This is a genomic window from Streptomyces sp. NPDC051940 (genome assembly GCF_040680895.1).
GTDB lineage: Bacteria > Actinomycetota > Actinomycetes > Streptomycetales > Streptomycetaceae > Streptomyces.
In genome coordinates this window covers 111,233-123,204 of sequence record NZ_JBFAXR010000001.1, presented here as the reverse complement: position 1 = coordinate 123,204, position 11,972 = coordinate 111,233, and the positions used below count along the sequence as shown (strand labels likewise).

General features: G+C 72.3%; 11 protein-coding genes. 8 read left to right on the top strand and 3 right to left on the bottom strand.

Translation table 11 applies throughout. The features are described from left to right. Positions 1–19: 19 nt before the first annotated feature. The 6 genes from AB0M28_RS00615 (at position 20) to AB0M28_RS00590 (ending at position 7,687) form a co-directional block, all read left to right on the top strand. Complete coding sequence (locus AB0M28_RS00615; RefSeq protein ID WP_365395358.1) at positions 20–1,639, top strand: peptide-N4-asparagine amidase; 1,620 nt, start codon at positions 20–22, stop codon at positions 1,637–1,639. Positions 1,640–1,846: 207 nt separating this feature from the next. Continuing rightward, entirely contained in the window at positions 1,847–2,362 is a 516-nt protein-coding gene (locus tag AB0M28_RS00610) for a SigE family RNA polymerase sigma factor (RefSeq protein WP_365395355.1), read from the top strand. Then, positions 2,359–3,345, top strand: coding sequence for a hypothetical protein (locus AB0M28_RS00605; RefSeq protein ID WP_365395352.1), 987 nt, complete (start codon positions 2,359–2,361; stop codon positions 3,343–3,345). Before AB0M28_RS00610 ends, AB0M28_RS00605 begins: the two co-directional genes overlap by 4 nt. Positions 3,346–3,495: 150 nt before the next feature. Then, on the top strand, positions 3,496–4,758 hold the full coding sequence (locus tag AB0M28_RS00600) for a histidine kinase (protein WP_365395349.1): 1,263 nt from the start codon (positions 3,496–3,498) through the stop codon (positions 4,756–4,758). After that, positions 4,755–5,438: a response regulator transcription factor gene (locus AB0M28_RS00595; RefSeq protein WP_365395346.1), complete on the top strand. Its 684-nt coding sequence runs from the start codon at positions 4,755–4,757 to the stop codon at positions 5,436–5,438. The genes AB0M28_RS00600 and AB0M28_RS00595 overlap by 4 nt, the downstream gene beginning before the upstream one ends. A gap of 146 nt (positions 5,439–5,584) precedes the next feature. Then, complete coding sequence (locus tag AB0M28_RS00590) at positions 5,585–7,687, top strand: MMPL family transporter (RefSeq protein ID WP_365395343.1); 2,103 nt, start codon at positions 5,585–5,587, stop codon at positions 7,685–7,687. On the opposite strand, the gene AB0M28_RS00585 is transcribed toward AB0M28_RS00590, so the two are convergent. From AB0M28_RS00585 to AB0M28_RS00575, 3 genes are all read right to left on the bottom strand, one after another. Next, positions 7,666–8,166, bottom strand: a complete 501-nt coding sequence (locus tag AB0M28_RS00585) for an HPP family protein (protein ID WP_365395340.1) — start codon at positions 8,164–8,166, stop codon at positions 7,666–7,668. The two genes, AB0M28_RS00590 and AB0M28_RS00585, sit on opposite strands and share 22 nt — an antisense overlap. Before the next feature lie 107 nt (positions 8,167–8,273). After that, positions 8,274–9,134, bottom strand: coding sequence for an alpha/beta hydrolase (locus AB0M28_RS00580; protein WP_365395337.1), 861 nt, complete (start codon positions 9,132–9,134; stop codon positions 8,274–8,276). A 146-nt stretch (positions 9,135–9,280) separates the two neighbouring features. Continuing rightward, positions 9,281–9,739, bottom strand: coding sequence for a GNAT family N-acetyltransferase (locus tag AB0M28_RS00575; protein WP_365395334.1), 459 nt, complete (start codon positions 9,737–9,739; stop codon positions 9,281–9,283). 139 nt (positions 9,740–9,878) lie between these two features. On the opposite strand from AB0M28_RS00575, the gene AB0M28_RS00570 reads away from it, so the two are divergent. Together AB0M28_RS00570 and AB0M28_RS00565 are read left to right on the top strand one after the other, a co-directional pair. Then, the gene (locus AB0M28_RS00570; RefSeq protein ID WP_365395331.1) at positions 9,879–11,222 is read left to right on the top strand and encodes a radical SAM protein; all 1,344 of its coding nucleotides are present in this window, start codon (positions 9,879–9,881) and stop codon (positions 11,220–11,222) included. 82 nt (positions 11,223–11,304) lie between these two features. After that, positions 11,305–11,943, top strand: coding sequence for a hypothetical protein (locus AB0M28_RS00565; protein ID WP_365395329.1), 639 nt, complete (start codon positions 11,305–11,307; stop codon positions 11,941–11,943). Positions 11,944–11,972 lie beyond the last annotated feature (29 nt).

The following is an 11,972-nucleotide window of genomic DNA, read 5'->3' as shown; positions in this document are numbered from 1 at the left end:
GGCAGTAGGCTCCGCCCGCATGAGACGACACATCATGTCCATGCTTGCCCCCTTGGCGGCTGCGGGACTGCTCCTGACCGGGGGCCCCTCGGCGGCCGCCGCCACCGCGCCCCCGGCGGAGTTCGGGACCGACTGGCACGACCCGGTCACCGCGGCACCGCCGGTCGACAGGCCGTCCGGCCGGTCCTGCACGGTGACCCTCGCCGAGGCGCAGTTCCGGAACTTCACGCCGTACAAGGGGACGTACACGCCCCCGGCGGACTGCGGCAGCGACTGGAGCAAGGTCGTGCTGCGGATGGACGGCAAGGTGAAGGGGCGGCAGTACGACCGGCTGGGCTATCTGACGGTGGGCGGGGTGGAGGTCTTCAAGACCTCGACGCCCGAGCCGTCGGCGGACGGTATCGAGTGGAGCGTGGAGAAGGACGTCACGCGCTACGCCGCCACCTTCGCCGGTCCGCAGCCGGTGGAGATGCTGATCGGGAACGTCGTCAACGAGACGTACACCGGCGTCCTCGACGTCAAGGTCACCCTCACCTTCTACGCGGGGCAGAAGGCCGACGCCCCGGACCGGGTGCTCACCCTCGCGGGTGCCCGCAACGAGGGCACCACCTACAGCGGCGACCTGACGACCCCGCGCAACAGCGAGCGGATCGTCGCCGAGGTGTACGCCACCGGGTCGGGCGGCGGCTGCGAGGAGTTCTGGTACACGACGGTGCCCGACGCGCACCCCTACTCCTGCAAGGCGTCCGACGGCCCGTACCGCGAGGTGCAGATCCGGGTGGACGGGGAGCTGGCCGGCATCGCCGCGCCGTATCCGCACATCTACACGGGCGGCTGGTCGAACCCCTTCCTCTGGTACGTCATACCCGCGCCGCGCGCCTTCGACATCCAGCCGGTGCGCTACGACCTGACGCCGTTCGCCGGGCTGCTGAACGACGGGCGCCCGCACCGGGTGGAGGTCTCCGTCCTCGGCGTGCCGCAGGGCCAGTCCGGCTGGAGCCTGCCGACGAACGTGCTGGTGTGGCAGGACGCCGGATCGTCCGTGGTGACGGGCGGTCTGACCGCTCACCGGACCGCGCAGCCGGAGGTCTCCGACGAGTTCACGTCCGGTGACCCCGAGCTGACTCTCGAGGCGAAGGGTTCGCATGCCCTGACCGTCTCCGGGTACGTCGACACCTCCCACGGGCGGGTCTCGACGACCGTCGACCGCACCCTGTGGAACGCCTCCGACCACACCTGGACCGAGGGCGAGAACTACGACGAGCTGTCCGCGCTGTGGCGGGACACGGAGAAGGTGACCGTGGCGGCCGGCGGCCGCACGACGGTGACCTCGACGGCCCGTACGTACAGCATGGACGGGACGATCACGGTCGACTCCGCCGACCGGCTGCGGACCGTGATGGAGCTCGCCGACCGCGCGGCCACCTCGGTGGTACGGGACGGGGTGACCGTCTCCTCGTCGCGGCTCGACGACACCTATGACGGCGACGCGTCGTGGACGCTGGGCGTGCCGCGGGAGGAGCGGCACGCGGTGGGGACGTCGCGGGAGCACTACCGGCTGACGGGCACGGACGGGTGCTACGACCGGGTGGTCGCGACCGTGCAGGGGTTCCTGACGGAGGACCGGGCGGGGTGCTGAGGCGCTCGGTGGTGTGACGGGGGCATGAGGCCCTCGGTGGTGTGACGGGGGCGTGAGGCCCTCGGTGGTGTGACGGGGCATGAGGCCCCACGTGACGGGGCGGCTCCGGGAGTCCGGGGCCGCCTCTCGCGTTTCTCTCCGGAGAGTTTTGCTTGGCGGGCAACCTGATCGGCGAAAAAGGTGGTCTGGAGGGCGAGGGGGTGCTGAATGCGATCTGAGGATGAGGCGCACTTCCAGGAATTCGTCCGGGCCAGATGGCCCCGCCTGGTGCGCACGGCCTATCTCCTGACCGGTGACGTGCACGACGCCGAGGACCTGGCGCAGATGGCGCTGGCCAAGGCGTACCGCTCGTGGCCGCGGGTGCGGCGCAGCGACAACGTGGACGCGTACGTCCGGCGGATGCTGGTGAGCTGCAACAGCGACCGCTTCCGCAAGCGGCGCGTGCGTGAGCGGCTCACGGACATACCGCCGGACGGGCCGGCGCGGCAGGACACCGAGTCGCGGACCGAGGAACGGCAGCTGCTCATGGCCGCGCTCGCCGAACTGCCGCCGCGGCAGCGGGCGGTGGTCGTGCTGCGCTACTGGGACGACTACTCGGAGGGGGAAGTGGCGGAGATCCTCGGCTGCTCGCCCGGCACCGTCAAGAGCCAGGCCGCCAAGGGCCTGGCGAGACTACGTACCGTTCCCGGCCTGGCGGCCGCACGCGGGGGAGGTGTGCTGTGAGCAACGATCCGATCGACGGGACGCCGGGACGCGGGGACACCGGCGGCGGCGATGAGTCCTCGGCCCTGGAGGAGCTGCTGCGCCGCGAACTGGCGCGGAGCGCGGGCGGTATGACGCCGGGGCCGACCCCGTACGGTGCGATCGTCCGCCGGGGGCGGGCCGGGCGTCGCCGCCGGAGGGCGGCGCTGGGGGCGGGGCTGGCGCTGCTGGCAGCGGCGCCGGGGGTGGCCATCGCCCTGCAGCACGGGCCTGGGCGCGGGGCGCCTTCGCCGAAGCCGCCGGCTGCGTCGAGTAGTCCGACAGTGCCGGCCCTGGGCTTCCGGGGTCCTGCCTCGCCGGGGCAACTGGTCGACGGTGTGAGCCTGGAGGAGGCGCGGCGGGTGGCATCGACGTGCTGGGCATCGCAGTCCCACGAGAACCCCGACGGAGGCGAGTACACCCCTGCCGACCTGCGCATCCTCTTCGCGATGCCGAGTGACTACCTTCACAACTCCGCCAGACGACTGGTGATGCCGCACCCCGAGGCGTATCCCGAACGCCGACCGGCCGTGACCGTCGTCCTGGTCGATGACAACTGGTCGGTCCAGGAGGTGTGCACACTGCCAGGCGGCGACATCAGATGGGCGGGCAGTACCAAAGGAAGCCTGACCAAACCCGGGACACTGCGTCCGGTGGGCGGACCGGTCGAGCCTGAAATGAATGGCTTCGGGCAAATCGCTCGATTTTCGGATCCCGCGGCGGATCGTCCCGGCCGGTGGGTCGGCACGGGCGCTGTCGACGACTCCGTGGCCCGGGTGACGGTCACCTATGGCAGCGACACCCGGGAGGCGATCCTGGATCACGGGTGGTACGTCGCCACCGGGGAGTTCGTGGAAGAGGCGGACAGGTGGCCCCGGGTCAGGGGATACGACGCCGCCGGCAAGCTCATATACGACTCCGCGGACGACCCCGAGGTCCGCAAGTGGGGGACGGGGGAGGGGTGACACCCCGCATGTCCGGTGGTGTTGGCGCTCCCTCGCCCGGCCATGGGGCTCCCTCTCACGGCCGAGGGATATCCCTCGCACCGGTGAGGACTGGTGACCCGCGGTGAGCTGATACTGGCGGCGCACGCCTCCCGTCCCGAGGAGTCGCTCATGGTCACTCCCTCCCCATCCCACCAGTCCGCCTCGTCCCTCCAGGGAGCCTGGTCTCCCTGGGTGCGGCGGCTGAGGGGTGCCAACCCCTACGTCTTCGACGGGGCGTTGGCCGCCCTCGTGCTGGCCGCCGCCTCCGTGCAGTTCCTGTTTCCGGAGAAGGACGACGACTCGCCCGTCACCTGGGCCGGCTGGCTGCTGGTGCTGGGTACGGCGCTCCCCCTGGCGTGGCGGCGGCGCGCTCCGTACGCGGTGACCTGGGCGGTGACCGTGTGCACGGTCGCCATGGCGCTGCACCACGCGCCGCCGCCGGATGTGAGTTACGGCGGGCTCGTCGCCCTGTACACGCTGGCCGCGCTGGGGCGGCCGTGGCAGCGGCGGTCGATGGTGGCGGGCTGGCTGGCGGGGGCGTCGTTGACGCTGTGGCATATGGAGCACGCGGAGACGTTCGAGTACGCCTTTCATCTGCTGACCATCGCCAGCGCGTACGGGCTCGGGGTGCTGGCCCGGCTGCAGCGGGCGTACACCTCCGCCCTGGAGGACCGGGCGCGCCGGCTGGAACGGGAGCGGGAGAGCGAGCGGGCCCGGGCCGCGGCCGAGGAACGGGCCCGGATCGCCCGCGACATGCACGACATCCTGGCGCACGCGGTGAGCCTGATGGTGGTGCAGGCCGAGGCCGGTCCGGTGGCGCTGCAGCATGACCGGGCGCGGGCGGAGGCGGCGTTCGACGCCATCGCTTCCTCCGGGAGGGACGCGATGGGCCAGCTGCGGCGGATCCTCGGCGTGCTGAAGGGGGAGGAGGTGTCCGTCCAGCCGCAGCCGACCGTGGCCGGGCTGCCGGAGCTGGTGCGTCAGGTGAGGCGGGCGGGGCTGCGGGTGGAGCTGAGGTCCGAGGGGGAGGTGCGGGCGCTGGATCCGGACGCGGAGGTTGCCGTATACCGGGTCGTCCAGGAGGCGTTGACCAATACCCTCAAGCACGCGGGCGCCTCGGCCGTCGAGGTGCGGCTCGACTGGGGGGACGGGGAACTGGTGGTCACCGTGGTGGACGACGGGGCGGGCGCTCCCGGGCGGCAGCCCGGCGCGGGCGGCGGCCAGGGGCTGGTGGGGATACGTGAGCGGGCGACGGCCTGCGGGGGTTCGGCGGCGGCCGGCCCGGGACCGGACGGCCGGGGGTTCCAGGTCACGGCACGGCTTCCGGTGCCGTCGAACGGTACCGCCGGGGCTCTAGGTGCTCCTGGTGCCCCGGTCGTCGGGCGCGGGTGAGTATCCGGGTGGTCGTCGCGGACGACCAGGAGCTGGTGCGATCCGGGTTCAGCATGATCCTCGACGCCCAGCCGGACATCGAGGTGGTGGCCGAGGCCGGGCACGGGGCGGAGGCGGTGCAGGCCGTGCGGCTGCACGGGCCGGACATCGCGCTGCTCGACATCCGGATGCCGGTGATGGACGGGCTGGAGGCCGCCCGGCGGATCTGCGAGCACAGCGGGTGCCGGGTGATCATGCTGACCACCTTCGACCTCGACGAGTACGTGTACGAGGCGCTGTACGCCGGGGCCAGCGGTTTCCTGCTCAAGGACGTGCGCCGGGACGACCTCGTGCACGCCGTGCGGGTCGTCGCGGCCGGGAACTCCCTGCTCGCGCCCTCCGTGACCCGGCGGCTGGTCGCCGACATCATCCGGCGCCGCCACGCCCCGGGCGCCGGCGCCGGTCGCGCGCCCGACGCCCGGCTCGACGGGCTCACCGCGCGCGAGCGCGAGACGCTCATCCTGCTGGCCCGGGGGCTGTCCAACGCCGAGATCGCCGCCGGTCTCGTGGTCAGCGAGCACACGGTGAAGACCCATGTCAGCAATGTGCTGAGCAAGCTCGGCCTGCGTGACCGGGTGCAGGCCGTGATCTGCGCGTACGAGACGGGTCTGGTCGTCGCGGGGGAGCCGGACGACGACTGAACTCCCTCCCGCGAGGGAGGCGGAGCGCCCCCTCCCCCGTGCGGGCGAGACCGTAGGACCGCTCCCTCCGGCGATCCGCCGGCACCCCTCCACGGACGACGCTCAAGGACGTCACCACAGTCCAAGAGCCGTCCCGGGAGGGGCAGATGTTAACCGCACTGGCCAAGGCGGCCACCCGCCGCCCGATGACCGTCATGCTCGTCTGGCTGCTGATGCTGCTCCTCGGCTTCGGTATCGGCACCCGCGTCTTCGAGGATCTGACCGCCACCGTGGAGGAGGTGCCGGGCAGCGAGTCCGTACGGGCCGAGGAGCTCATCGGCGAACTCGCCCCGGACGGTGCGACGGTCACCGGCGTCGTCGCAGGCACGGACGTCGACGACGCGACCGTCCGCGCCCAGGTCGGCCGGGCGGTCGCCGATCTGCGCCGGCACCCGGGGATCGCCCAGGTGCCCGATCCGTACACCGCCGAGGGCCTGCGCGCCGACGACGGCCGCGCCCTGCTGATCCCCGTCACCCTCAAGGGCGGCCTCGACGACGATGACGAGGAGGAGACCGTCGGCGACGCCGCCGACCGTATCGCGGAGATCGACGCCGCGCCCCAGGTGTATGCCAGCGGTGGGCCGCTGCTCGGCGTACAGATGGGCGGGCGGGCCCAGGAGGACGTGGCGAAGGCCGAGTTGATCACGTTGCCGGCCGTGCTCGTCCTGCTTCTGCTCATCTTCGGCGGGCTGCGGGCCGCGCTGCTGCCGCTGATCGTCACGGTCGGCGGGGTGGCCGGGGCGTTCCTCACGCTCTACGGGTTCAGCCAGGTCACCGACATCTCCGTGTACGCCGTGCAGATCGTCACCATGCTCGGCCTGGGCCTCGCCGTGGACTACGCGCTGCTGCTGGTGGTCCGCTTCCGCGAGGAGCGGCGCACCACCGACGACGTGGCCGAGGCGGTGCGGCGCACGGTGGCCAGGGCCGGGCGGACGGTGCTGTTCTCCGGGCTGACGGTGGCCGTGAGCCTGGCCGGGCTGACGGTGTTCCCGAGCCCGTTCCTGCGCAGCATGGGCCTGGCGGCGTCGGCCGTGGTCGTCGTCGACATGCTGGCCGCGCTGACCCTGCTGCCCGCGTTGCTCACCCGGTTCGGCCACCGGATCAGGCCGGCGAAGTCCGAGCGCGGCGGGGCGCTGTTCGCCCGGCTGGCCCGCTTCTCGGCCGCCCGCCGCCTCACCGTGCTCGGCACCGTCGGTGCCGGCCTGGTCGTCCTCGCGCTGCCCGCGTTCGGGATGCACACGGCGGTCGGCGACGCCCGCTCGCTGCCCCGCGGGACGGAGGCGCGCGGCCTGTACGACACGGTCGCGGACCACTACCCCCAGGGCACTGCGATCAGCCCCGTCCGGGTCGTCCTGCGCCCCGGCACGGACCCCGACTGCGAACCCAGGTTCCGTGCCCTGCCCGGGATCGCGGCCGCCTCGGCCCGGACCTTCGACGACGGCACGCGAGTCCTGGAGCTCACCCCGGAGGGCCACGTCGACGGCCCCGCCGCCACCCGTCTGGTCCGCGAGATCCGCGAACTGCGCGGCGACGAGCCCGTCGAGGTCACCGGCGTCGCCGCCAAGCTGGTCGACTTCCAGTCCTCGCTCGCCTCGCGCGCCCCCTGGGCGGTCGCCGTGGTCCTGCTCGGCATCACGGCGCTGCTCTTCGCCTTCACCGGCTCGCTGCTGATCCCGTTGCGCACCATCGCCACCACGCTGCTCAGCCTCGGTGCGGCGCTGGGCGCGGTCACCTGGGTCTTCCAGGACGGCCATCTGGCGTCCTGGCTGGGCGGCGAGGGCCTCGGCGCGCTCAACCTCACCGCCCCGCCGCTGATCGCGGCGATCGCGTTCGGGCTGGCCATGGACTACGAACTGTTCATCCTGGCCCGGATGCGCGAGGAGTACGAGGCGACCGGTGACGCGGCCGGGTCCGTCGTCGAGGGCCTCCGGCGCTCCGGCCGCGTGGTCAGCTCCGCGGCGCTGCTGCTGGCGGTGGTGTTCGCCGGGTTCATGACGGGTGGCTTCTCGCCGATCCTGCAGATCGGCCTGGGGCTGACGCTGGCGGTGCTGGTCGACGCCACGGTGGTCCGGATGCTCCTCGTGCCCGCCACGATGTCGCTCCTGGGCCGCCGCGCCTGGTGGGCGCCGGCCCCGTTGCGCCGGCTGCACGGCCGGATCGGGGTCCGGGAGGAGTCCGCCGAGACCCCTCAGCGCCAGTACGCCGGATAGCGGCGTCCCGGCAGCAGCCGGCCGAGCAGCACACCGCCGGCGATGACGACCGCGGAGGCGGGCAGCACCGGGTTGAGCAGGAACTCCGGTGCCGGACCCGTCAGCCCCACCAGGGCCGCGGTCGCCGTCGCCGGCGGATGCGGTGCGCGCAGGAGCAGCATCGGCGCGGTGGCCAGGCCCGCCGCCAGCGCCGCCGTCCACACCGACGGCCCGGCGACCGCCGTGACCCCCAGCGCGAGCGTCCCGCCCGCCAGATGCCCGACGACGATGCTGCGCGGCTGGGCGAAGGGCAGGGCGGGCGCCACCGCCACGATCGCCGCGCTGGCGGCGAACGGCAGGGCGAACAGCGCCATATCGGTCGCCGCGGCGGCCGCGGCGAGGAGGAAGAGGCCGGCGGTGGTGGCCACGGTGGCGAGGGCTATCGCCGACACGGGGGGTCTCGCGGGCACGCCGGATTGAGGGGTGGGGGCGGTGGTCATGGGAGTCTCCGGGAGGTTGGCGGGCCCCGCCCGCGGAGGGCGGGCGGGAGCCGTGCGCGTAACAGGTTCGAGTAGAGGGCCGAGAGGACCGCGTAGCAGGACCCCCGTCAGTCCGCCAGCTCCCGCAGGAAGCCGCGGATCAGCCCCGCGCTCTGCGTGAGCCGCGTCGTCAGCGGGAAGTGGCCGGCGTCCAGCAGCTGGATCCGGGCCTCGGGCACGTCCCGGGCGAAGGCCCGCGCGCCCTCCGGCCCGAAGATCTCGTCGCCCCGCCCCCACACCGCCAGCACCGGCGGCCGGTGCTCCCGCAGGTACTGCTGCCAGTCGGGGTACTGCCCGGGGTTCGTGCCGTAGTCCAGGAAGAGCGCGAGCTGGATCTCCTGGTTGCCGGGCCGGTCCAGCAGCGCCTGGTCGTGCAGCTCCAGCGCCGGGTCGACCAGCGAGGGGTCCGGTACGCCGTGGGTGTACTGCCAGTGCGTCGCCTCGCGGGTCAGCAGCCCGCGCAGCGCGTCGCCGTGCTCCGCCGACGGGTCGGCCCAGTAGGCCCGGACCGGCTCCCAGAAGGGCGTGAGGCCCTCGTCGTAGGCGTTGCCGTTCTGGGTGACGATCCCGGTGATCCGCTCGGGGTTCCGCAGCGCGAGCCGGAAGCCCACGGGGGCGCCGTAGTCGTGGACGTAGAGGGCGTGACGGGTCAGCCCCAGCCGGTCCACGAGCTTGCCGACGATGTCGGCGAGGTGGTCGAAGGTGTACGCCCACTCGCCGGCGGACGGCGCCGAACTGAGCCCGAACCCGGGGTAGTCGGGGGCGATCAGATGGAACTCGTCGCCCAGCTCCTCCATCAGCCCCCGGTACGCGACGGAGGAGGTGGGGAAGCCGTGCAGGAGCAGCAGCGTGGGGGCGGCCGGGTCGCCGGCCTCCCGGTAGAAGACCTGCAGGCCGTCGATGTCCGCGGTGCGGTGGCGGATGGTCATCGGGGTTCTCCGTCCGGTGCGGGGGATCGCCGTGGCGATCGTGTCTAACCTCTTAAAGTTCTTTAGACGGTTAGATCATTCCGCGACCGGCCGGATTTCTTCCACGAGTTGTGGAGGGAAGCCCTCCGCTCCGTCGCCGGGAGCAGCTACCGGCGCAGCTCGGACAGCCGGCCGCCGAGCGCGATCTCGATCACGTCGCCCGGCAGCGGATAGCGCTCGATCTCCGCGAAGCCGCGGTTCAGGGCGAAGCGCAGACCCGCCTCGTTCTGCTCCAGCACCAGCGTCTCGACCACCGCGGCGCCCAGCTCCGCCGCCTTCGCCAGCCCCCGCCCGTACAGCTCGGAGCCGTAGCCCCGGCCGCGGTGCGCGGGCAGCACCCGGGCGATCACCGTCGCGACCTCCGGGTCGTCCGACGGGGGCCGGACCGTGGCGCAGCCGACCGGCGTGTCGCCGAGCCAGGCGACCTCCAGATGGTTGCGGCGGCTGCGCTCGCGGATCTCGTCCGCCGTGAGCTGGTGGTTCGGGATGATCGTGTTGTGGACGAGCCGCCACGCCGCGACGAGCGCGTCCTGGCCCTCCACCTGCTCTATCCGTAGCTGCGACACGCGCCCACCCAAGCCCGCCGTACGGCGGCGCGTCAACCGAAAACAGGCCCCCCTGTCGGGAGCCGCGGCTCGAACGCGTTCAATGGAGGGGGAGAAACGCAGACACAGCAGGCAACGAGAGTCCGCCAGGAGTCTGGGGATGGAGCAGCGCATGGAGAGCCTGAGCCGCACCGCGGTCATCGAGGACCTGATGGAGCGCTTCCCGCACGTGCCGCGGGAGGCCGTGATCAAGGAGGACCTCCTCCGGGGCGGGATGGCCTTCGACGAGTCCGCACTCAGCGGGGGCGACGACGGTGACGTCAAGCCCAAGTCGTACTTCATCTTCTCCTTCGACCACCGCACCCTGCCCGAGCTGGGCGCCGCCGCGCTGAACCGGCCGCCGGAGGAGATCGTCCTCACCGGCGGCTCGTACGACATGCGCCGCACGGTCGTCTCCGTACGGGTGAACCCGGAATCGCCGTACCGCGTCAAGGCGGGCGAGGACGGCAGCCTCGGGCTCTACCTCGACGGCGCCCGCATCGCCGACGTCGGCCTGCCGCCGATGCCGGACTACTACCGGCACAAGCTCTCCAACGGGAAGTCCGTGATGGAGGTGGCGCCCACCATCCAGTGGGGCTACCTGATCTACCTCACCGTCTTCCGGGTCTGCCAGTACTTCGGCGCCAAGGAGGAGTGCCAGTACTGCGACATCAACCACAACTGGCGCCAGCACAAGGCCGCCGGCCGCCCGTACACCGGGGTGAAGCCCTCCGACGAGATCCTCGAGGCGCTGCAGATCATCGACCGGTACGACACGGCCCGCACCTCCACGGCGTACACCCTCACCGGCGGCGCGATCACCTCGCACATCGGCGGGCAGGACGAGGCCGACTTCTACGGCTCGTACGCCAAGGCCATCGAGGAGATGTTCCCCGACCGCTGGATCGGCAAGGTCGTCGCACAGGCGCTGCCGAAGGACGACGTCAAGCGCTTCCACGACTACGGCGTGAAGATCTACCACCCGAACTTCGAGGTCTGGGACAAGCGCCTCTTCGAGCTGTACTGCCCCGGCAAGGAGCGCTACGTCGGCCGCGAGGAGTGGCACAAGCGGATCCTCGACTCGACGGAGGTCTTCGGCGCGGAGAACGTCATCCCCAACTTCGTCGCGGGCGTGGAGATGGCGGAGCCCTTCGGCTTCACGACCGTCGACGAGGCCATCGCCTCCACGGAGGAGGGCCTGAACTTCTTCATGTCGCACGGCGTGGTGCCGCGCTTCACCACCTGGTGCCCCGAGCCGACGACCCCGCTGGGCAAGGCGAACCCGAACGGCGCGCCGCTGGAGTACCACATCCGGCTGCTGGAGACGTACCGCGCGACGCTGGAGAAGCACGGGCTGTCCTCGCCTCCCGGATACGGGCCGGCGGGGCCGGGGCGGGCAGTCTTCTCTGTGAGCTCGTTCATGGATAGCCTCGCGCCGAACGAGGAGGCGGAGGTCGCGGTCTGAGATCGCGGAACCGGGGCGGTCCGGTACGCGACTTACCTTCCGGCAGCAAGCACATGATCCGGCGGGCACGGCGGGGGGAATCGTGGGGCGTATCGACTACAACAGGCGGGACGGCAGACCGGACCGCCCCGACCTGTCCTGCCCGCGCTGCGGGCGGGACGACAAGGTGGCCGCGGTCCCGGCGGTGTACCGGGACGGGCACCGCCGGGTGCGGGTGCGGGACAGCGACGGCGACACGTCCGTACGGACCGAGGCGTCGCTGCTCGCGAAGGAGCTCACGCCGCAGCCCGAGCCGAGCGGATGGTCGTGCCTGGTCACAGGACTGGGCATCCTCGCGGGGCTTGCGACGGTGGGCACGTTCATCGCCTATCTGGTCACCAGCGACGACAACGACTCGGCAAGCGGCGGATTCAGCGGCTACGACGGGTTCGCCGACGCGGACGGCGGGTCCGGAGGGGTGCCCGGCTGGATCCCGTTGACGGCCTTCCTCGCGGCGGTCGCCCTCATCGCCCTGGCCGTCCACCTGCGGAGCCGGTTCCGCCGCGACACCGCGGGACGGCCCGCGGCCGAGGCGCTGTGGGAGCGGGGCTGGTACTGCAAGCGCTGCGGCACGGTGCACTTCCAGGGCGATCCCCGCGCGCGCAGCGTGTCGGAGTTCCGCCGCGAGGTGTGGACGGCCGGTGGGTACGGGCACCTCGCCGACCGGTTCCGGGTGGTGTGAAAACCGGTGGGGGAGAAGGGAATCCGGCT

Coding starts and splice junctions, on each gene's coding strand:
- AB0M28_RS00590 (WP_365395343.1), top strand. CDS start 5,585: ATGTTAACCGCACTGGCCAAGGCGGCCACCCGCCGCCCGATGACCGTC.
- AB0M28_RS00570 (WP_365395331.1), top strand. CDS start 9,879: ATGGAGCAGCGCATGGAGAGCCTGAGCCGCACCGCGGTCATCGAGGAC.
- AB0M28_RS00585 (WP_365395340.1), bottom strand. CDS start 8,166: ATGACCACCGCCCCCACCCCTCAATCCGGCGTGCCCGCGAGACCCCCC.
- AB0M28_RS00610 (WP_365395355.1), top strand. CDS start 1,847: ATGCGATCTGAGGATGAGGCGCACTTCCAGGAATTCGTCCGGGCCAGA.
- AB0M28_RS00580 (WP_365395337.1), bottom strand. CDS start 9,134: ATGACCATCCGCCACCGCACCGCGGACATCGACGGCCTGCAGGTCTTC.
- AB0M28_RS00615 (WP_365395358.1), top strand. CDS start 20: ATGAGACGACACATCATGTCCATGCTTGCCCCCTTGGCGGCTGCGGGA.
- AB0M28_RS00600 (WP_365395349.1), top strand. CDS start 3,496: ATGGTCACTCCCTCCCCATCCCACCAGTCCGCCTCGTCCCTCCAGGGA.